This is a genomic window from Streptomyces sp. NBC_00400, assembly GCF_036048035.1.
Lineage (GTDB): Bacteria > Actinomycetota > Actinomycetes > Streptomycetales > Streptomycetaceae > Streptomyces.
Map to the genome: position 1 here is coordinate 5,631,005 of NZ_CP107940.1, position 20,217 is coordinate 5,651,221.

Sequence of the window (20,217 nt, forward strand, 5' to 3'; positions counted from 1 at the left end):
GTGTGAATCCCTGGATAGTTTCGCGCTGTGCTTGCGTGCGGAAGGCGGAGAGTCGCTTTCTGTGCACACAGCCCGGCAAGACCCAGCGCCGCCTACCCGCCGCCGCTCGTGTCACACTCATCGCATGCGCGTGTACCTCGGCTCCGACCATGCAGGTTTCGAACTCAAGAACCACCTCGTCGAGTGGCTCACGGCCCACGGCCACGAGCCCGTCGACTGCGGTCCCCACCTCTACGACGCCCAGGACGACTACCCGCCGTTCTGCCTGCGCGCCGCGGAGAAGACCGCCGCCGACCCGGACAGCCTCGGCATCGTGATCGGCGGCTCCGGCAACGGCGAGCAGATCGCCGCCAACAAGGTCAAGGGCGTACGGGCCGCGCTGGCCTGGAGCGAGGAGACCGCCAAGCTCGGCCGCGAGCACAACAACGCCAACGTCATCTCCGTGGGCGGCCGGATGCACACCCGGGAAGAGGCGACCCGGTTCATCGAGGTCTTCCTCGGCACGCCCTACTCGGGTGAGGAGCGGCACACCCGCCGGATCGAGATGCTCTCGGCCTACGAGACCACCGGCGAGCTGCCCGCCATCCCTGCCCACCACCCGCAGGGCTGACCCCCGTTCGTCCCGTCGCCCGCCCGCCCCGGCCGCCGGGGCGGGCGGGCGCGCCCACTGGAGGACCCCCGTGCCCGAGGGGCATACGATTCACCGCCTCGCCCTGGACCACCGCGCACGCTTCGAGGGCGCACCGGTACGGGCGAGCAGCCCCCAGGGCAAGTTCGCCGCAGCCGCCGCCCTCGTGGACGGCCAGGTCATGACCACCGCCGAGGCGCACGGCAAACACCTCTTCCTCGGCTTCGGCCTGGACCGCTGGGTCCATGTCCACCTCGGCCTGTTCGGCAAGCTCGGCTTCGGCCCGGCCCCCGCCCCGCCGCCCACCGACACGGTGCGCCTCCGGCTCGCGAACCCGGCCGCCTACGCGGACCTCCGCGGCCCCACCACCTGCGCACTGATCACCGAGGACGAGAAGCGCGCGATACACGACCGGCTGGGCCCCGACCCGCTGCGCCCCGGCGACGACGGCGCCCGCGCCTGGCAGCGGATCTCCCGCAGCCGTACGACGATCGCGGCGCTGCTGCTCGACCAGAAGATCATCGCCGGGGTCGGCAACGTCTACCGCGCCGAGGTCCTTTTCCGCCACCACATCGACCCCTACCGCCCCGGCCGCGACCTCACCCGACCCGAATGGGACGAGATCTGGGCCGACCTGGTGTTCCTGATGGCCGAGGGCGTCCGGGACAACCGGATCGACACCGTCCGCCCGGAACATCTGCCGGAGGCCATGGGCCGCCCGCCGCGGGTCGACGACCACGGCGGCGAGGTCTACGTCTACCGCCGGGCCCACCAGGACTGCCACCTCTGCGGCAGCGAGATCCGCACCGCCGGTCTCGCCGCCCGCAACCTCTTCTGGTGCCCGGGCTGCCAGCCGTCCACCGGCGGCGGCTGACCGCAGGGACGGGCCGGACCGGCCCTCAGAACCCGTGCGGCAGCCAGGGCGCCACCTCCGACCCGAACGCCCGCGAGGCGGCCGCCAGCGCACCGGGCCGCAGCTCGTGCACCCGCCCCGCCGCCGCCAGCGCGAGCAGCGAGAACCCGCCCAGATAGGCCGAGCCCAGCTCCCGTACCGACAGCGCCAGACCGGCCGGGGCCGCGGTCCGCTCGCAGACCGCGCCCTCCGCGTCGCCGGACAGCCGCCAACGCCCCTCGTTCCAGGGGCAGAACGGGTCCGAGACCTCCAGCACCACCTCCACCGGCGTGAGGTACGTCCGCGCCGCCAGCGCCGCGCCCACCTCCACCGGGCGGACGAACAACGACTCCTCCAGGCGGATGCCGCACCGCCGCATGTCCGGTACGAGGTGCAGCAGCGCGTCGTCCACCGGCCGGCCGGGAACCGACACCGACGTCGTCAGGTCGATCCCGAACAGAAAGCGCCACAGCGCCGCGTACCCCACGGGGTCCAGCGCCTCGACGTCCCGGACCAGTACCGTCCCCGTCGGCCCGGCGTGGTCGTGCCCCGGCTTCACCGCGAAACGCGCGTACCCCACCACCTCGCCGGCCGCCTCGGCCACCACGCACTGCAGCACCCCCGCCCCGTCCCGCCTGCCCGGCTCGTCCAGCACGGGCAGCCGTTCCCAGCCGGGCCGCCGGGCCAGCATCCCGGGCCGGCCGGGCACCAGGTGGGCGTAGACCCGCTCGCAGTCGGCCACCGCGGCCGCCGGATCGACCAGCCGCAGTCGTACGTCCTCCACGCCGGGCAGGTCGGGGGCGGGCAGCCGTACGGTGTCCACGGCCAGTTCCATGTCCTGGGTCGCAGGCCCGTAGCCGAACCGGCCGTAGATCGCCGGTTCGGAGGCGGTCAGCACCGCCAGCGGCTCACCGCGCTCGCGGACGTCCTCCAGCTGGTGCCGCATCATCGACCGCAGCAGGCCGCGGCGGCGGTGCGTCGCGCGCACGCTCACCGCCGTGACACCGGCCACCGGCACCTCGGCCCCGCCCGGCACCGTCAGCCCGAAGGAGAAGGCCCCGGCCGTGCCGGCACAGTCGCCGTCGTCCCAGATGGCCACGGCCCGTTCGACCTCGGTGAGGGCACGCCGGAGCGCACGGACCTCCTCGGACGGCGGCACCCCGCCGAACGCCCGCTCCAGCGCGTGTGACCAGTCGTCCCACTCGGCGTCCCGCAATGTCCGCAATTCGCTTGCCATGGCCCATGCCTAGCAGGGCGCCCTCCGGCCGCGCGACCGCATTTCGAACGGCGTTTCCCGGCTATTCTCCGGGGCGACGTGCGGCGAATCGACGCGCCGCCGAACGGGTGGATAAGGTCCCAGAACAATGACAACCGGCCAGGGAACGGAAGCCCTGACGGCCCGGGTGCACAAAGGCCTGCACCGGGCCCGCATCGGCGTGCGCAAGGCGGGGGTCGACTACTTCCGCGGCGACGGCTCCGACCGGTTCGCGCTGGCGGTCCTCCTCCTCGCCATACCCGCCCTCGCCGCGGGCACTCTCGGGTGGCCCGAATGGATCGCCCCGACGGCGCTGGTCCTCCCGGTCATCGCCGGCGGACTGCTGCTGCGGCCGGCCAACCTCCTGATCCTGTACGCCGCTTCCGCGGCCGCGCTGGTGGTCGAGGCCGCGCTGTTCGGCCCGTACGACGAAGGGCCGGAACGGATCACTCCGGGCACGGTCCTGGTCGTCGCCGCGGTCGGGTTCTCCGGCCTGCTGATCGCCCAGTTCCGCAGCCGGGTCGGGGTGCCCTGGCGGCGCGGCGGCACCATGCTCTTTGACCTGCGCGAACGGATCCGGGTCCAGAGCACGCTGCCCGCGCTCCCCGAGGGCTGGCACCACGAGATGGCGCTGCGCCCGGCCGGCGGCCAGTTCTTCTCCGGCGACTTCGTGGTGGCCTCCCGCACCCACGGCGGTCAGATCCTCGAAGTGGTGCTGACCGATGTCTCCGGCAAGGGCATGGACGCGGCCTCCCGCGCGCTGCTGCTGTCCGGTGCCTTCGGCGGCCTGCTCGGCTCGCTGCCGCCGCACGGCTTCCTGGCCGCCGCCAACGGCTATCTGCTGCGCCAGGACTGGGACGAGGGATTCGCCACCTCGATCCATCTCGTCCTCGACCTGGAGTCCGGCGACTACGAACTCCTCTCCGCGGGACATCTGCCGGCCCTCCAGCTCAGCGCCGGCAGTGGCCGCTGGGAGGAGAAGCCGGGGGAGGGGCCGCTGCTCGGCGTCTTCGACGGCGCCCAGTTCGACCCGGTCAAGGGGACGCTGCGGCCGGGCGATGTCCTGATGCTGTTCACCGACGGCCTGGTCGAGGCCGCCGACCGCGATATCGCCGAGGGCATCGACCGGCTGACCGGCGAGGCAGACCGCTATGTCGCCGGCGGTTTCGCCGGGGCCGCCTGGCATCTGATCGAGGCCGTCGCCAAGGATGTCAACGACGACCGCGCGCTGCTGCTGATCTGCCGGGACGCGTAACACGAGGCGGCCTGACACGAGGACGCGTCACACGAGGGAGCCGGCGCCCGGGGCGGACGTCCTGCCGGCCCGGGAAGGACGCCCGGGCCGGCGGCCGGGACGACGCGCGCTCAGGCGCTGACGCGGGCCCGCGCCGTGTCGGCCGGGTCCTTCCGGAACGCCCAGGCCATCGTCGGCTCCATCGCGAAGCGGAACACCCTGCGGACCGGCGGGGTGCACAGGGCCGTCACGATGCCTCCCGCGAGCAGGGTGACCGCGATCTCGCCGAGCGGGGAGTGCAGCCAGGCGTAGTCGTCGAACCAGCCCCAGAACCGCGAGCCCTTGGCCAGGAAACCGTGCAGCAGATAGCCGTACAGCGTCCCGGCGCCCAGCACCGTGAACCACGTCCGCCGGGTCGGCACCCAGGAGAAGAAACACGCCGTCATCACGATCGAGCAGCCGAAGAGCGCCAGCGTCATCACCGCGCCGATCCACCAGGTGGTGCCCAGTTCCTGGGCGCTGTCGCGGTGGTAGAACCACGCCGAGCTCATCCGGGGCGCCGCCCAGTAGGCCATCACCAGCGCACAGGCGAAGACCGGCAGCGAGGCGATCCGCACGGCCCGCCGCTGCACCAGCTTGAAGTGCTCGGGCCGCAGCGCCAGTCCCAGGACGAAGAACGGGAGGAACTGCAGTACCCGCTGGAGGTCCAGATCATCGCCGATGTCCGGGGACACGGACGCGAGGACGGCGATGGCCACCGCGAGCGGAATCGGCCAGCGGACGACCTTCCACAGCGGGGTGGTCAGCCGCCAGATGAACAGGGCCACCAGGAACCACGTCAGGAACCACGGGTCGAGAAGGCTGATGGGGTGCCCGGGATCGTCGTCCGCCCAGCGCTTGAAGAACGCATAGGCGGTCTCGAAGAGGACATAGGGGACCGCGACCCCGGTGACCAGCCGCTGCAGCCGGTCCTTGCGCATGTCGAAGCTGCGCGAGAAGTAGCCGGAAATGATGATGAAGGCCGGCATGTGGAAGGTGTAGACGGTCATGTAAAGCGCCTCGGCGGCGCGGCTGCCGTCGGTCAGCGGCTCCCATGCGTGTCCCATCGCCACGAGCACGATGGCCAGGTACTTCGCGTTGTCGAAGAACGCGTTGCGGCCATCGCTCTTCGGTGCGGGGGGCGCCGCGCCCTCGGCACCCTCGGCGCCGTCCGCGCCGGACGACCGGTCCGTGGGCTCCGGCCGGCCGGAGCCCTCCGCCGCCCGGGCAGGGGGAAGTTCGGTGCGCGGTGTCGGGGCAGCGGGAAACATTGGAGGCACGATAGCGGCGGTCGGCGAATGCGTAAAACCGCCTCGAAGTCATTCCTCTTTTTCCTCGGGTTCCGCCGCGGACGGGGCGCGGATAAAATCCGCTAGCGCCGCGGAGAGCCCACACCGGAGCTGTCCGATTCGTTCCCTATCATCCCCCCAAATCGCCCTGTATCCCCTGCAAACGACTCAAGGGGAATGTCCGATTCCTTGGTCTTATGTCCGAACGCTAATAAGCCTTGATGGCGCCCTTCGCGGCAGTGACGGATACCACGGACGGGAAATTCCCCGGGCCGGAAAATGATCAGAATGCCCCGGGCGGAATAGCCGTGGTGAGCTGTGGCGAATTGCCGACGCCGCGGCAGGCGGAGAAATTTCCGGCGTCGGCCCGGCGCGGCGGGCCTGTTCGCCCGCGGCCGCCGCGCGGGTGCCGCCGCGCCGCCCGCGCGTCACCCTGCCGCAGCGCCGTGGCCACCATCGGCTGGAATCGGGCAAAGCGTTGGCCGATGATTCGTCACCGGCCTGCAGTGGGCATGGAGTTGGTGGCACGATGGGTGCAGGGGGGTGTGCGCGGCATGCCCCCGGGCCGGTGAGGCGTTCCGACCGAGGGTGTGATCAGTGTGGCTCTTTCGCTGTCAGTGGTGCTGCTGTTGGGGATCATTCTGATCGTCCTGATCAGAGGGAAGTCGATCAAGGCGGGTCCGGCGTTCGTCGCCATACTGTTCGGCTTCTTCCTTGCCTCCACGGGCATGGCCCCGTCGATCAACCGGTTCCTCAACTCGATTGCGGACACCATCAACCACATCACCTTCTAGGCGGTCCGCCTCCGGATGTCCGCCGGCCCCGTGCCGGGCGCCGCACGGGGTTTCAGCCCACCGAAGCCTCTCCGCTCCCGGTCCGTGCCACTGCCTCGCGTACGGCTTCCTCGCTCCGCCCCACCAGTGCCGAACCGTCGTCCGCCGTGATGATCGGCCGCTGGATCAGCCGGGGGTGTGCCGCCAGCGCCGCGATCCACCGCTCGCGCGTGGTGTCGGTGCGCTCCCACTGGGCGAGGCCCAGCTCCTTCGCCTCGTCCTCCTGGGTCCGGGTGATGTCCCAGGGCTCCAGGTTCAGCCGCGTCAGCACACCGCGCAGATCACCGGCGTCCGGCGGGTCCTCGAGGTATCTGCGCACGGTGTAGCGGGCGCCCTCTTCGTCCAGGATCTCCACGGCCGAACGGCACTTGGAGCACGCGGGGTTGAGCCAGATCTCCATGCGGGCCACCTTATGGCGGCCGCGGGGGTGGCGCGAAGGGGTGTGCAGGCACCCGGCGGCGCGTTCCGGAAAGCGGAAAACCCCAGGCCGTCCGGCCCGGGGTTTCCTGGTGAGAGCGGGCGACGGGAATCGAACCCGCGTAGCTAGTTTGGAAGACTAGGGCTCTACCATTGAGCTACGCCCGCGAGCGCCGCAGGTCGCAGGACCTCGGCACGCAGTGCATCCTAGCGGGTCGCGGCGGTGCGCCGCACATCCCCTCGCGCGGACGAGGCACACGGCCCGCCCCCGCCCGCACATCGCCCCACGAGGCATCCCGGTAACTGGCAGCCGTACCGCCTGCGGCCATGTACCCTACGTGTCGCACCGACGGGGTGTGGCGCAGCTTGGTAGCGCGTCCGCTTTGGGAGCGGAAGGTCGTCGGTTCGAATCCGGCCACCCCGACCAGCAGCAGGTCAGCCCGACAGCACGGAGTCGGGCGGAGCCTTTGCCCGCCGTGGCGGCGCCGCATCCGAGCGGCCGTTCAAGATCGCGTTGTGGGCGTCATCCTCCTTGCGGTTACTATGCAAGCTGCGTGCCCGTGTGTCTGTGTACCGGGCGCGATCGGCCCGACCCGGATCAGCCGGGCACAGGCAGATCTCACGCAGAACCCCAGAAGTCAGCCCCAAGGAGACCGAACCGTGAAGAGCGCCGTGGAGACCCTGAACCCGACTCGGGTTCGGCTCACTGTCGAGGTGCCCTTCGAGGAGCTCAAGCCCAGCCTCGACGCGGCGTACAAAAAGATCAACCAGCAGGTCACGGTGAAGGGCTTCCGCCAGGGCAAGATCCCGGCCCGGGTCATCGACCAGCGGTTCGGCCGTGGCGCCGTGCTGGAGGAGGCCGTCAACGACGCGCTCCCGAAGTTCTACACCGAAGCGGTCAACGAGGGTGAGCTCAACGTCCTCGGCCAGCCCGAGGTCGACATCACCGAGCTGAAGGACGGCGAGCTGCTGGCCTTCACCGCCGAGGTCGACATCCGCCCCGCCCTCGAGATCCCGGACTACTCCGGCATCGAGGTCGAGGTCGACGCCGTGGAGGTGTCGGACGAGGACATCGACAAGTCCGTCGAGCAGCTGCGTGAGCGCTTCGCGACGACCAGCCCGGTCGAGCGCGCGGCCCAGGACGGCGACGTCCTGACGCTGAACCTCGAGGCCAAGGTGGACGGCGAGGTGCTGGAGGACGGCGTCGCCGAGGGTGTCTCGTACACCGTCGGTTCCGGCGAGCTCCTCGACGGCATCGACGAGGCCGTCACCGGTGTGCAGGCCGGCAACAGCGCCACCTTCACCTCCGAGCTCAAGGGCGGTTCCGCCGAGGGCAAGGAGGCCGAGGTCACGGTCGAGGTCACTGAGGTCAAGTTCCGCGAACTGCCCGAGCTGGACGACGACTTCGCCCAGCTGGCGAGCGAGTTCGACACCCTCGAGGACCTGCGCGCCGACAGCCGCAAGCGCCTGGAGCAGATGAAGAAGTACGACCAGGCCACCCAGGCGCAGGAGAAGGTCCTGGACGAGCTGCTGAAGCTCGTCGAGGTGCCGATGCCGGAGAAGCTGCTCGCGGACGAGATCGAGACCCGCAAGCACAACCTGGTCAACCACCAGCTCGGCCAGATGGGCCTCGACCTCGCGAAGTACCTGGAGATCCAGGGCAAGAGCGAGGAAGAGTTCGACGCCGAGACCAAGGAGCAGGCCGAGAAGGGCATCAAGACCCAGTTCATCCTGGACGAGCTGGTCAACAAGGAGAAGCTGAACGTCAGCCAGGAGGAGCTCACCGAGCACCTCATGCGCCGCGCGCAGTCCTCCGGCATGTCCCCCGACCAGTTCGCCCAGGCCGTCGTCGAGGGCGGCCAGGTGCCGATGCTCGTCGGTGAGGTCGCCCGCGGCAAGGCCCTCGCGGTCGTCGTCGAGGCCGCCACGGTCAAGGACAGCAACGGCGAGGTCATCGAGCTCGACGACGAGGACGAGACCGCCGAGACGGTCGAGGTCACCGAGGCCGACGAGGCCGAGGCGGGCGCGGAGGAGAAGCCCGAGGCCTGAGCCCCGGACACCGCCCTGCGCCTGCGCGCAGTTCTCTGACCACGGGCCCGAACACGCACGTCCGCGTGTTCGGGCCCGTGGTCGTACCGCCCCGTGAGCCTGCGCTCACAGCGAACAGTTATCGATGCGGGATGGCGTTGTCCGACCTGCGCGTTAGGGTCCGTAGATACGAGGGCAGGGGAGTCCCTGAAACCGCGCCGGGGCCACACACGGCGCCGCCTCCCCACGCCCCAGCAGACGACGCTGAGACGGCCTGGAGCCGTCCGACAACGAGCAGGTGGACACGTGACGATCCCGATGCCTTCCGCCGCCGCTGAGCCGACCTTCGGTGGCCTCGGCGACCAGGTCTACAACCGGCTGCTCGGCGAGCGGATCATCTTCCTCGGCCAGCCGGTCGACGACGACATCGCCAACAAGATCACCGCGCAGCTGCTTCTCCTCGCCGCGGACCCGGACAAGGACATCTTCCTCTACATCAACTCCCCGGGCGGCTCGATCTCGGCCGGGTTGGCGATCTACGACACCATGCAGTACATCAAGAACGACGTGGTGACGATCGCGATGGGCCTCGCCGCCTCCATGGGACAGTTCTTGCTGAGCGCCGGCACCCCGGGCAAGCGCTTCGCGCTGCCGAACGCCGAGATCCTCATCCACCAGCCCTCCGCGGGCCTGGCGGGCTCCGCGTCGGACATCAAGATCCACGCCGAGCGGCTGCTGCACACCAAGAAGCGGATGGCGGAGCTGACGGCCTTCCACACCGGTCAGACCGTCGAGCGGATCACCCAGGACTCGGACCGCGACCGTTGGTTCTCCGCCGATGAGGCCAAGGAGTACGGCCTGATCGACGATGTGATGACCTCCGCCGCCGGCGTTCCGGGCGGGGGCGGCACCGGGGCCTGAGCCCCGTACCACTCGCCCTACAGCCCCCAGCCCACTTGATCGCCACCAGGACGGTGAACACCACGATGAACAACTACCCCGGCAGCGGCCTCTCCCAGGGCGCGGAGTCCGAGTTTTCCGGCCCGCGCGCCGAATCCCGCTACATCGTCCCGCGCTTCGTCGAGCGCACCTCGCAGGGCGTGCGCGAGTACGACCCGTACGCGAAGCTGTTCGAGGAGCGCGTGATCTTCCTCGGCGTGCAGATCGACGACGCCTCGGCCAATGACGTCATGGCGCAGCTGCTGTGCCTGGAGTCGATGGACCCGGACCGGGACATCTCGATCTACATCAACAGCCCGGGCGGTTCCTTCACGGCGCTCACGGCCATCTACGACACGATGCAGTTCGTGAAGCCGGACATCCAGACGGTCTGCATGGGCCAGGCGGCCTCCGCCGCGGCCGTGCTGCTCGCCGCCGGTACCCCCGGCAAGCGGATGGCGCTGCCGAACGCCCGGGTGCTGATCCACCAGCCCTACAGCGAGACCGGCCGCGGCCAGGTCTCCGACCTGGAGATCGCCGCCAACGAAATCCTGCGGATGCGTTCGCAGCTGGAGGAGCTGCTGGCCAAGCACTCCACCACCCCGATCGAGAAGATCCGGGACGATATCGAGCGTGACAAGATCCTGACCGCCGAGGAGTCCCTGGCGTACGGTCTGGTCGACCAGATCGTCTCGACGCGGAAGTCGTCCGTCTCCATCGGGTGACGATCTTCGCGAAGTGAGCCGGAACGTTGCCCCCTTGGACCGGAATCGGATCGAGTGAACCGAGTCGGTCCAAGGGGGGCCCGAACGGGGGGCCCGGCAAGGTACCGTCGATAGGCAAGCACCCGGGTCCGTGGAGCAATGCGGATCCCAGGCGAAGGGGAAGCACCTCGTGGCACGCATCGGTGACGGCGGCGACCTGCTCAAGTGCTCATTCTGCGGAAAGAGCCAGAAGCAGGTGAAGAAGCTCATCGCGGGACCTGGTGTGTACATCTGCGACGAGTGCATCGACCTCTGCAACGAAATCATCGAGGAGGAGCTCGCCGAGACCTCCGAGGTGCGGTGGGAGGAACTCCCCAAGCCGCGGGAGATCTACGAGTTCCTGAACGGCTATGTCGTCGGCCAGGAGCCCGCGAAGAAGGCGCTGTCGGTCGCCGTCTACAACCACTACAAGCGGGTGCAGGCGGGCGAGAACGGCCCCGGCCGCGGCGAGGAGGGCATCGAGCTCGCCAAGTCCAACATCCTGCTGCTCGGCCCGACCGGCTCCGGCAAGACCCTGCTCGCGCAGACCCTCGCCCGGATGCTGAACGTCCCCTTCGCGTTCGCCGACGCCACGGCGCTCACGGAGGCCGGCTACGTCGGCGAGGACGTCGAGAACATCCTCCTCAAGCTGATCCAGGCCGCGGACTTCGACATCAAGAAGGCCGAGACCGGCATCATCTACATCGACGAGATCGACAAGGTCGCCCGGAAGAGCGAAAACCCGTCGATCACCCGCGATGTCTCCGGCGAGGGCGTCCAGCAGGCGCTGCTGAAGATCCTGGAGGGCACCACCGCCTCGGTCCCGCCGCAGGGCGGCCGCAAGCACCCGCACCAGGAATTCATCCAGATCGACACCACCAACGTGCTCTTCATCGTCGGCGGTGCCTTCGCCGGCCTGGAGAAGATCATCGAGGCCCGGTCCGGCGCCAAGGGCATCGGCTTCGGCGCCACGATCCGCTCCAAGCGCGAGATCGAGTCCAAGGACCAGCTCCAGGACGTCATGCCGGAGGACATGGTGAAGTTCGGGATGATCCCGGAGTTCATCGGCCGCCTCCCCGTCCTCACCTCGGTCCACAACCTCGACCGCGAGGCCCTGCTGCAGATCCTGGTCGAGCCGCGCAACGCGCTCGTCAAGCAGTACAAGCGCCTCTTCGAACTCGACGGTGTCGAGCTGGACTTCGACCGCCCGGCCCTGGAGGCCATCGCCGACCAGGCCATCCTGCGCGGCACCGGCGCCCGCGGTCTGCGCGCCATCATGGAGGAAGTCCTCCAGGCGGTGATGTACGAAATCCCGTCCCGCAAGGACGTCGCCCGGGTCGTCATCACCGAGGACGTCGTGCACTCGAATGTGAACCCGACCCTGGTGCCGCGCAACCGCGGCGAGTCGGGGGAGCCGCAGGAGAAGAGCGCGTAGGCGTTCCCGCACGCACCACAAGAGCCGCCCGGCAGCGATCGCGCTGCCGGGCGGCTCCGTGCCGTCGCCGGTCGGTGGCGGTGACCGACGACTCGTGGTGAACCGCTACTTCTCCTTGCGGACCTCGGTGCGGATCTTGGCGGTCTTCTCGGAAAGCTCCTCCGCGCCGGGCGTCGTGGCGGTGGTGCCACCGGTGGGGGACGGTGCGGACGCGGCCTGGACGACGCCGATGGCGCTGCTGTCGCCCCAGACACAGGTGGAGACGGTGACGGGCACGGACACCCCGCCCTGCGAGAGCGTGACCTTCTGGGTCCGGCACTTCATCACCGAGCCGTCGAAGTCGCTCGGCGAGTACGTGGTCGTCGGGGTGACGTCCTCGATCTTGGCGCCCTTGCTCTCGAAGGTCTTCTTCTGCCCCTCGTCCACCTTGGCGAACACCTGACCCACGGTTCCGTCAGGGTCGGCGACATTGCCGTACACGCCGCTGACCGTCAGCTGCAGCCCGGCGCTGCTCTTGTAGCCGGCGTTGACGCCCTTGGCGTTGGTGATGCCCATCGCCTTGGCTTCCTTGTCGTTGGTGAAGTCCTCGGCGCCCCCCGAGCTGCCGGGGCTCTGTGCCTTCTCGAACTGCCCGCTCAGCAGCGTGTTCGGCAACGAGATCGTGTACGGCTTCACATCCCCGCCCGACCCGAACGCGAAGTACGCCCCCACGCCGATCGCCGCGACGACCGCGACCGCGCCGACGATCAGGCCGATCTTCTTGCCGTTGCCACCGCTCTCCGGAGCGCCCTGCGGGATCGCGCCGTAGGGGGTCTGCTGGCCGCCGTACGGAGCCTGCTGGCCGTAGCCGGGCTGGCCGCCCTGCTGGGGGTAGCCGTAGCCCTGCTGCGGGGCCTGCTGCGGGTAGCCGTAGCCCTGTTGCTGCCCCGGGACCTGGCCGCCCTGCTGCGGGTAGCCGTAGCCCTGCTGCGGGGCCTGCGGCTGCTGCGGCTGGCCGTACGGGCCGGGCTGCTGGGGCTGCTGGCCGTACGGGCCGGGAGGCGGCTGGTTGAAGCTCATGGAGCGGTTCCCCTCGTGACAACTGAAGCCAGTTGAGTGCTGCGTGATGTTTATACGCTTCCGACATCCTGTATGACGCCGCTGACAGCCGGTGCCCCGGGGGCGAAACCGATTCGAAGCTGCGACATCCGCGCCCGTACACTGTGCGTCGTGACCGAGAACACTCAGCAGAGCAACCACAGCGCCCCCGAACTGCCGACTCAGTACACGCCGGCCGATGTAGAGGGGCCGCTGTACGAGCGCTGGGTAGAGCGGGGTTACTTCGAGGCGGACGAGAAGAGCGACAAGCCGCCGTACACCATCGTCATCCCGCCGCCGAACGTCACCGGCTCCCTGCACCTGGGGCACGCCTTCGAGCACACGCTGATCGACGCCCTCACCCGCCGCAAGCGCATGCAGGGCTACGAGACCCTGTGGCAGCCGGGCATGGACCACGCCGGTATCGCCACCCAGAACGTCGTCGAGCGCGAGCTCGCCAAGGAGGGCGTCTCCCGGCACGACCTGGGCCGTGAGGCGTTCGTCGAGCGGGTCTGGCAGTGGAAGAACGAGTCCGGCGGCCAGATCTCCGGCCAGATGCGCCGGCTCGGCGACGGCGTCGCCTGGTCGCGGGAGCGCTTCACCATGGACGAGGGCCTGTCCAAGGCCGTCCAGACGATCTTCAAGCGGCTCTACGACGACGAGTTGATCTACCGCGCCGAGCGCATCATCAACTGGTGCCCGCGCTGTCTGACCGCCATCTCGGACATCGAGGTGGAGTACCAGGACGACGACGGCGAGCTGGTCTCCATCCGGTACGGCGAGGGCGACGCCTCCATCGTCGTGGCGACGACGCGGGCCGAGACGATGCTCGGGGACACCGCGGTCGCCGTCCACCCGGACGACGAGCGCTACGCCCATCTCGTCGGCACCGAGATCGAGTTGCCGCTGACCGGCCGCCGGATCCCGGTCGTCGCCGACGAGCACGTCGACCCGGAGTTCGGCACCGGCGCGGTCAAGGTCACCCCGGCGCACGACCCCAACGACTTCGAGATCGGGCGCCGGCACGGCCTGACCAACCTCGCCGTCCTCGACGAGCGCGGCGTCATCACGGCGCACGGCCCGTTCCAGGGCCTGGACCGCTTCGAGGCCCGGTCCGCGATCGTCGGTGCGCTGCGCGCCGAGGGCCGGATCGTCTCCGAGAAGCGCCCGTACCCCCACTCCGTCGGCCACTGCTCGCGCTGCAAGACCACCATCGAGCCGCGGCTGTCGATGCAGTGGTGGGTCAAGGTCGGCCCGCTGGCGAAGGCCGCGGGTGACGCGGTCCGTGACGGCAAGGTCGCGATCCACCCCAAGGAGATGGAGTCCCGCTACTTCGGCTGGGTCGACAACCTCCACGACTGGTGCATCTCGCGGCAGCTGTGGTGGGGCCACCGCATCCCCGTCTGGTACGGGCCGAACGGCGAGGTCGTCTGCGTCGGACCGGACGACGAGGCGCCCAGCGGCGAGGGCTGGACGCAGGACACCGACGTCCTGGACACCTGGTTCTCCTCCGGGCTGTGGCCGTTCTCCACGCTCGGCTGGCCCGAGCAGACCCCGGGCGTCGGGAAGTTCTACCCGAACGCCGTCCTGGTCACCGGCTACGACATCCTCTTCTTCTGGGTCGCCCGGATGATGATGTTCGGGCTGTACGCGATGGACGGCACCCCGCCGTTCCACACCATCGCGCTGCACGGCATGGTCCGCGACCAGTTCGGCAAGAAGATGTCCAAGTCCTTCGGGAACGCGGTCAATCCGCTGGACTGGATGGACGCCTACGGTTCCGACGCCGTCCGCTTCACCCTCGCCCGTGGCGCCAACCCCGGTGTCGACGTCCCGATCGGCGAGGACTGGGTCCAGGGCTCCCGGAACTTCGCCAACAAGATCTGGAACGCCACGCGCTTCGCGCTGATGAACGGTGCGACGGTGGAGGGCGAACTCCCGCCCGCCGAGCAGTTGTCGGCGACCGACCGGTGGATCCTCTCGCGGCTGAACTCGGTCGTCGCCGAGGTCGATGCCTACTACGACGACTACCAGTTCGCGAAGCTGTCGGACACCCTCTTCCACTTCGCCTGGGACGAGGTCTTCGACTGGTACGTCGAGCTGTCCAAGACCACGTTCATGGCGGGCGGCCCGGCCGCCGACGCCTCGCGCCGGGTGCTGGGCGAGGTCCTGGACGTCACGCTGCGGCTGCTGCACCCGATCGTCCCGTTCGTCACCGAGACCCTGTGGACGACGCTGACCGGCGGTGAGTCGGTCGTGATCGCCGACTGGCCGAAGGCTGTGCTCGTCGCAGGGGCCGACGCCCCGGGCGGCTTCCGGGACGCGGCGGCGGAGCGGGAGATCGAGACCGTCCAGCAGGTGGTGACCGAGGTCCGCCGCTTCCGCTCGGACCAGGGGCTGCAGCCCGGCCAGAAGGTCCCGGCGCAGCTGGAGCTGTCCGGTACGGCGCTGGCGCCCCACGAGGCCGCGATGCGCTCGCTGCTGCGGCTGCAGCCGGCCGGTGAGGGATTCAGTGCCACCGCCTCGCTGCCGGTCGCGGGCGCGACGGTCACGCTGGACCTGTCCGGCGCGATCGATGTCGAGGCCGAGCGCAAGCGGCTGACGAAGGACCTGGGCGCCGCCGAGAAGGAGAAGGCGCAGGCCACCGCCAAGCTCGGCAACGAGGCGTTCCTCGCCAAGGCGCCGGAGAAGGTCGTGGAGAAGATCCGCGGCCGGCTGGAGGCCGCGGAGGCGGACATCGTCCGGATCACCGCGCAGCTGGCGGCCCTGCCCCAGGCGTAGGCGCGGGCCCCGGCCACGGTCCGGCATCCGGGCCGTGTGGGGGACCGTGATGTGCAGGCCCCTCGTCCGTACGGGCGGGGGGCCTGCGCCGTCCCGGCTCCCGCCGTCCCCGTTCGCGTACCGGCCAGAGCAGGACATACGCCGTCGAGACGGCCACGAACGCCAGACGGATCAGGCCCCGGGCGGCATCGTCGGGGACGGCGAAGACGCTGCCGTAGAGGATCAGCAGGGCCAGCCAGCTCCACCAGGGGACCAGCCGGCGCTGGCCGATCACGTCCCACAGCAGGGTGCCGAGCAGCACCGACGCGGTGTAGTACGTGTAGACGCTGGGGTCGAGCACGATGCGGGCGTTGGCGCCGAGCAGCACCACCGCCGCCCAGCGCCCCCGCCACACGGCGATCGAGCCCAGTGCCAGGCCTAGCGCGGCCTGGGCGGGGCGGTCCCAGCCCGGGGTCTCGGGGTCGCCGACGCCCAGCCAGCGCAGCGCGGACGCCGGATGGTTGGGGATGGCGAACTTCGCCGCGGCGAAGGACTGCGGGTCGCCGACGAAGAACGGCAGCCACGCGAGGGCCACCAGGCCCGCGCACCACACCCCGGTGCGCAGCCACTTCTCCCTCGGCAGGGCGAGCAGCAGCGGGAGAAAGGCCAGCGCGGTGGGCTTGGAATCCATCGCCAGGGCCAGGCAGGCGCCGGTGAGCGCGGCGTTGCCGCGGGTGAGGGCCCGTACCGCGAGGGCGGTGAAGAACAGCGCGAGGACGTCGTCGAGATGCCCGAAGCGGACCGCGACCTCGATCCACATGGGGATGAAGGCCAGCCCGGCGATCAGGACGCGCTGCCGCAGCCGCTGGTGGTTGGTGCCGGTGCCCAGGAAGTGGAAGGCGGCGCTGCGGCCCGCCAGCACCACGATGACCAGGCCGAGCAGCGACATCAGCGCCGCGGCCAGGAACTGCCCGGTGGCCTCGGGGAAGGGGTTGAACAGGCCGGCCGTCAGGAAGCTGAGCGGGCCCATCTGGAGCTCGGGGTGGTGCGCGTAGAGGTTCAGGCCGCCGGAGCCGTCGCCCGCGTCGCCCTGGTAGATCAGTTCGCCGCCGGTGCGCAGATAGTGCCAGGAGAAGCCGCCGTGCGGTTCGACGAGGACGAACCACAGCACCGTCCAGGCGGTGAGCAGTACCAAATGCATCCGCTGACTGATTGCCGGCACCCGTCCTCAGCTCCAGCCTTCCCGTGCGCTGCGTTGTGATGATCTTGATCCCGGGGCGTGGACAGCCCGCCGTGGAAGAGGGCGAAAGGCGGCGGAAAGTTGTCCCTCGGGGGCCGGTCCGGCGGTTCTCATCGCGCTCTCATAAAGCCGGGGCACGGTGGAGCGGAATGCCGGAACGCCGGAATGCCGGAATGCCCGCACCACCGCCCGTCCCCCACCGAGGAGCCGCGCTCCATGAACAAGCCCCTGCGCCGGGCCTCGATCTTCTGCCTGGCCCTCATCGTCGCGCTGATGGGCTGGGCCACCTGGATCCAGGGCGCAAAGGCCGGCGAGTACAAGGAGGACCCGCACAATCCGCGGGTGGCGATCGGCAAGTACGCGGCGCCGCTGGGCAACATCCTCGTCGGCGGGGAGCCCGTGACCGGCTCCGCCGCCACCTCCTCCACGCTCAAGTACAAGCGGACCTACCGGGACGGCCCGCTCTACGCCCCGGTCACCGGCTTCACCTCGCAGATCTTCGGCCACAACCAGCTGGAGAGCCTCTACGGCGACCTCCTCGACGGCTCCGACAGCCGGCTGCAGAGCCCCGCCGACGCGCTGACCCGCACCCGGGCCAAGGGCGGCGACGTGGCCACCACCATCGACCCCGCGGTGCAGAAGGCCGGCTACCGGGCGCTGGACGGCAAGAAGGGCGCCGCCGTCGCCATGGACCCGGCCACGGGGCGGATCCTGGGCATGGTCAGCACCCCCTCGTACGACCCGGGGACGTTCGCGGGGTCCGACGGGTCCGACCAGAAGGCCTGGAAGAAGATGTCCGCCGACCCGGACCACCCCGAGGTCAACCGGGCGCTGCGGCAGCCGCTGCCGCCCGGCTCCACCTTCAAGCTGGTGGTCGCCGCGGCCGCGCTGGAGAACGGTCTGTACTCCTCGGTGGACGAGCCCACCCACAGCCCCGATCCGTACACCCTCCCGCACACCCGCACCAAGCTCACCAACGAGAACGCCTCCGCGCCCTGCAAGAACGCGGACATCCGCACCGCGCTCCAGTACTCCTGCAACACCGTCTTCGCGAAGATGGCCGTCGACCTGGGCAAGGACAAGGTGAAGGCGCAGGCCGAGAAGTTCGGCTTCAACGACGGGAAGGTGGACACCCCGGTGCGGGCCGGCAAGAGCGTCTACCCCTCCGGCATGGACGAGGCACAGACCGCGTTGTCCGGGATCGGACAGTTCGACGACCAGGCGACCCCGCTGCAGATGGCGATGGTCTCCTCGGCCCTCGCGAACGGCGGCGAGCTCAAGAAGCCGCAGATGGCCGACAAGCTGACCGACGGCGGCGGCAACACCGTCCAGGACTTCGGGCCGGCGGCGTACGGCGACGGGAAGGCCGTGTCGGCGCACACGGCCGGGCAGCTGAAGTCGGCGATGCAGACGGTCGTGGACAAGGGCACCGGGTCCGGCGCGAAGATCGGCGGACTGACCGTCGGCGGCAAGACGGGCACCGCCCAGCACGGCGTCGACAACAGCGGTACGCCCTACGCCTGGTTCGTCTCCTACGCCGAGGACGGCAAGGGGCACCGGGTGGCGGTGGCCGTGATGGTCGAGGACGGGCATGCCGCCCGCAACGAGGTCTCCGGCAACGGGCTGGCGGCGCCGACCGCGCGGGCGATGATGAAGGCGGCGCTGAGGTAGGCGGCACGGGCGTAGGCGGGGGCGGCTCCGGCGTACGGAGCCGGGTCCGGGTTCGGGGCCGGGTCCTGGAGCACGGCGGGGCCGGGGCCGGTCGCGCCGGCCGCCCCCCCCGCAGGCGGCGCGGTACCCGGGAGGGGGCAGCGCAGCGCACCGCTGTCACACGTGCCTCGTAGACTGGTCGGCGTGAGCGAGCGCCCCCAGAACGACGACCCCGACCCGAACGAAGCCTTCGACGAACTGGTCGAGGCGGAGACCGACCGTCCCCAAGCTCTCGACTCCGCTCAAGCAGGGGAGACCCCATCCCCGGATCTTGCGGTGATCGAGGCCGGCAGCCGGACCCTGCGCGCCCAGGCCGGGCCGCCGCAGGGGGACGGAATCCCTGCCCGCCCGGCCGACCCCGAGGTCGACCGTGCGCTGCGCGCCGTCGAGGACGAGCTGGCCGGCCGCTGGGGCGAGACCAAGCTCGACCCGTCGGTGCAGCGCATCGCGGCGCTGCTGGACATCCTGGGCGAACCCCAGCGTGCCTACCCGTCCATCCACATCACCGGCACCAACGGCAAGACCAGCACCGCCCGGATGATCGAGGCCCTGCTGTCCGCCTTCGACCTGCGCACCGGCCGCTACACCAGCCCGCACGTCCAGTCGATCACCGAGCGGATCAGCCTGGACGCCGCTCCGATCTCCGCCGAGCAGTTCATCGAGACCTACCGGGACATCGCCCCGTACGTGGAGATGGTCGACTCCCAGCAGGAGTACCGCCTGTCGTTCTTCGAGGTGCTCACGGCCATGGCGTACGCCGCCTTCGCCGACAGCCCCGTGGACGTCGCGGTCGTCGAGGTCGGCATGGGCGGCACCTGGGACGCGACGAACGTCATCGACGGCGATGTCGCCGTGGTCACCCCGATCTCCCTGGACCACACCGACCGGCTGGGGGAGACGCCCGAGCAGATCGCCGGCGAGAAGTCCGGGATCATCAAGAAGGACGCCACGGTCGTGCTGGCGCAGCAGCCGGTGGACGCGGCGTCGGTGATGCTCAAGCGCGCGGTCGAGGTGGACGCCACCGTCGCCCGTGAGGGCATGGAGTTCGGCGTGCTCAGCCGCGAGGTCGCGGTCGGCGGCCAGATGCTGACCCTGCGCGGACTGGGCGGCGAGTACCCCGAGATCTTCCTGCCGCTGTACGGCGCCCACCAGGCCCACAACGCCGCGGTGGCGCTCGCCGCGGTCGAGGCGTTCTTCGGTGTCGGCTCGGACCACGCCCGCACCCTGGACATCGACACCCTCCGCTCCGCGTTCGCCGCGGTCAGCTCGCCCGGCCGGATGGAGGTCGTACGGCGCAGCCCCACGGTCGTGCTGGACGCGGCACACAACCCCGCGGGTGCGCGGGCGGCGGCCGAGGCGGTCACCGAGGCGTTCGGCTTCAGCCGGCTGGTGGGTGTCGTCGGGGCCAGCGGGGACAAGGACGTACGCGGCTTCCTGGAGGCCTTCGAGCCGATCTTCGCCGAGGTCGTGGTGACACGTAATTCCAGCCATCGTGCGATGGATCCCGATGAGCTGGCGGCCGTCGCCGTCGAGGTCTTCGGCGCCGAGCGGGTGCAGGTCGAGCCGCGGCTCGACGACGCCCTGGAGGCGGCGATCACCCTCGCCGAGGAAGAGGGCGAGTTCTCCGGAGCGGGTGTGCTGGTGACCGGCTCGGTGATCACGGTCGGCGAAGCCCGGCTGCTGATGGGAAGGGGCTGA

Annotated in this window: 16 protein-coding genes and 2 tRNA genes; 12 read left to right on the plus strand and 6 right to left on the minus strand. The window is 70.2% G+C overall.

Annotation, left to right across the window (positions count from 1 at the left end):
* Positions 1–124 precede the first annotated feature (124 nt).
* Together OHS81_RS24575 and OHS81_RS24580 are read left to right on the plus strand one after the other, a co-directional pair.
* Entirely contained in the window at positions 125–610 is a 486-nt protein-coding gene (locus tag OHS81_RS24575) for a ribose-5-phosphate isomerase (RefSeq protein WP_328386835.1), read from the plus strand.
* Between the two features lie 70 nt (positions 611–680).
* Positions 681–1,502: an Fpg/Nei family DNA glycosylase gene (locus tag OHS81_RS24580; protein ID WP_328386836.1), complete on the plus strand. Its 822-nt coding sequence runs from the start codon at positions 681–683 to the stop codon at positions 1,500–1,502.
* A gap of 25 nt (positions 1,503–1,527) precedes the next feature.
* Here the strand turns inward: OHS81_RS24580 and OHS81_RS24585 are convergent, their stop codons facing one another.
* Positions 1,528–2,757, minus strand: a complete 1,230-nt coding sequence (locus tag OHS81_RS24585; protein ID WP_328386837.1) for a GNAT family N-acetyltransferase — start codon at positions 2,755–2,757, stop codon at positions 1,528–1,530.
* A 127-nt stretch (positions 2,758–2,884) separates the two neighbouring features.
* Here OHS81_RS24585 and OHS81_RS24590 point away from each other — a divergent pair, with 127 nt between their 5' ends.
* Positions 2,885–4,030, plus strand: coding sequence for a PP2C family protein-serine/threonine phosphatase (locus OHS81_RS24590; protein ID WP_328386838.1), 1,146 nt, complete (start codon positions 2,885–2,887; stop codon positions 4,028–4,030).
* 110 nt (positions 4,031–4,140) lie between these two features.
* Here the strand turns inward: OHS81_RS24590 and OHS81_RS24595 are convergent, their stop codons facing one another.
* Positions 4,141–5,319 carry an acyltransferase family protein gene (locus tag OHS81_RS24595; RefSeq protein WP_328386839.1) on the minus strand — a complete coding sequence of 393 codons (1,179 nt, stop codon included), beginning with the start codon at positions 5,317–5,319 and terminating at the stop codon, positions 4,141–4,143.
* A gap of 617 nt (positions 5,320–5,936) precedes the next feature.
* Here OHS81_RS24595 and OHS81_RS24600 point away from each other — a divergent pair.
* Complete coding sequence (locus tag OHS81_RS24600; protein ID WP_030082107.1) at positions 5,937–6,131, plus strand: hypothetical protein; 195 nt, start codon at positions 5,937–5,939, stop codon at positions 6,129–6,131.
* Positions 6,132–6,183: 52 nt separating this feature from the next.
* Here the strand turns inward: OHS81_RS24600 and OHS81_RS24605 are convergent, their stop codons facing one another.
* The gene (locus tag OHS81_RS24605; RefSeq protein ID WP_328386840.1) at positions 6,184–6,570 is read right to left on the minus strand and encodes an arsenate reductase family protein; all 387 of its coding nucleotides are present in this window, start codon (positions 6,568–6,570) and stop codon (positions 6,184–6,186) included.
* A 114-nt stretch (positions 6,571–6,684) separates the two neighbouring features.
* Positions 6,685–6,755 (minus strand) — tRNA-Gly (locus tag OHS81_RS24610).
* A gap of 182 nt (positions 6,756–6,937) precedes the next feature.
* On the opposite strand from OHS81_RS24610, the gene OHS81_RS24615 reads away from it, so the two are divergent.
* From OHS81_RS24615 to clpX, 5 genes are all read left to right on the plus strand, one after another.
* Positions 6,938–7,014 (plus strand) — tRNA-Pro (locus OHS81_RS24615).
* Positions 7,015–7,247: 233 nt separating this feature from the next.
* Positions 7,248–8,636, plus strand: coding sequence for a trigger factor (gene tig, locus OHS81_RS24620; protein WP_328386841.1), 1,389 nt, complete (start codon positions 7,248–7,250; stop codon positions 8,634–8,636).
* Positions 8,637–8,933: 297 nt separating this feature from the next.
* Positions 8,934–9,536: an ATP-dependent Clp protease proteolytic subunit gene (locus OHS81_RS24625; protein WP_030283915.1), complete on the plus strand. Its 603-nt coding sequence runs from the start codon at positions 8,934–8,936 to the stop codon at positions 9,534–9,536.
* A 65-nt stretch (positions 9,537–9,601) separates the two neighbouring features.
* Positions 9,602–10,279 (plus strand): ATP-dependent Clp protease proteolytic subunit, encoded by a 678-nt coding sequence (locus OHS81_RS24630; protein ID WP_328391389.1) that lies wholly within the window; start codon positions 9,602–9,604, stop codon positions 10,277–10,279.
* A gap of 169 nt (positions 10,280–10,448) precedes the next feature.
* Positions 10,449–11,732 (plus strand): ATP-dependent Clp protease ATP-binding subunit ClpX, encoded by a 1,284-nt coding sequence (gene clpX / locus OHS81_RS24635; RefSeq protein ID WP_328386842.1) that lies wholly within the window; start codon positions 10,449–10,451, stop codon positions 11,730–11,732.
* 105 nt (positions 11,733–11,837) lie between these two features.
* Here clpX and OHS81_RS24640 read toward each other — a convergent pair whose 3' ends face one another.
* Positions 11,838–12,791, minus strand: a complete 954-nt coding sequence (locus OHS81_RS24640) for a hypothetical protein (protein ID WP_328386843.1) — start codon at positions 12,789–12,791, stop codon at positions 11,838–11,840.
* 150 nt (positions 12,792–12,941) lie between these two features.
* Between OHS81_RS24640 and OHS81_RS24645 the strand changes: the two genes are divergently transcribed.
* Positions 12,942–15,590 (plus strand): valine--tRNA ligase, encoded by a 2,649-nt coding sequence (locus OHS81_RS24645; protein WP_328386844.1) that lies wholly within the window; start codon positions 12,942–12,944, stop codon positions 15,588–15,590.
* On the opposite strand, the gene OHS81_RS24650 is transcribed toward OHS81_RS24645, so the two are convergent.
* Positions 15,556–16,770: a hypothetical protein gene (locus OHS81_RS24650; protein ID WP_328391391.1), complete on the minus strand. Its 1,215-nt coding sequence runs from the start codon at positions 16,768–16,770 to the stop codon at positions 15,556–15,558. The genes OHS81_RS24645 and OHS81_RS24650 overlap by 35 nt on opposite strands.
* Before the next feature lie 255 nt (positions 16,771–17,025).
* On the opposite strand from OHS81_RS24650, the gene OHS81_RS24655 reads away from it, so the two are divergent.
* Positions 17,026–18,480, plus strand: a complete 1,455-nt coding sequence (locus OHS81_RS24655) for a peptidoglycan D,D-transpeptidase FtsI family protein (protein WP_328386845.1) — start codon at positions 17,026–17,028, stop codon at positions 18,478–18,480.
* A gap of 183 nt (positions 18,481–18,663) precedes the next feature.
* Positions 18,664–20,217 (plus strand): bifunctional tetrahydrofolate synthase/dihydrofolate synthase, encoded by a 1,554-nt coding sequence (gene folC, locus OHS81_RS24660; RefSeq protein ID WP_328386846.1) that lies wholly within the window; start codon positions 18,664–18,666, stop codon positions 20,215–20,217.

Coding starts and splice junctions, on each gene's coding strand:
- OHS81_RS24650 (WP_328391391.1), bottom strand. CDS start 16,770: ATGCATTTGGTACTGCTCACCGCCTGGACGGTGCTGTGGTTCGTCCTC.
- OHS81_RS24605 (WP_328386840.1), bottom strand. CDS start 6,570: ATGGAGATCTGGCTCAACCCCGCGTGCTCCAAGTGCCGTTCGGCCGTG.
- OHS81_RS24630 (WP_328391389.1), top strand. CDS start 9,602: ATGAACAACTACCCCGGCAGCGGCCTCTCCCAGGGCGCGGAGTCCGAG.
- OHS81_RS24590 (WP_328386838.1), top strand. CDS start 2,885: ATGACAACCGGCCAGGGAACGGAAGCCCTGACGGCCCGGGTGCACAAA.
- OHS81_RS24595 (WP_328386839.1), bottom strand. CDS start 5,319: ATGTTTCCCGCTGCCCCGACACCGCGCACCGAACTTCCCCCTGCCCGG.
- OHS81_RS24625 (WP_030283915.1), top strand. CDS start 8,934: ATGCCTTCCGCCGCCGCTGAGCCGACCTTCGGTGGCCTCGGCGACCAG.
- OHS81_RS24585 (WP_328386837.1), bottom strand. CDS start 2,757: ATGGCAAGCGAATTGCGGACATTGCGGGACGCCGAGTGGGACGACTGG.
- OHS81_RS24655 (WP_328386845.1), top strand. CDS start 17,026: ATGAACAAGCCCCTGCGCCGGGCCTCGATCTTCTGCCTGGCCCTCATC.
- OHS81_RS24575 (WP_328386835.1), top strand. CDS start 125: ATGCGCGTGTACCTCGGCTCCGACCATGCAGGTTTCGAACTCAAGAAC.
- OHS81_RS24640 (WP_328386843.1), bottom strand. CDS start 12,791: ATGAGCTTCAACCAGCCGCCTCCCGGCCCGTACGGCCAGCAGCCCCAG.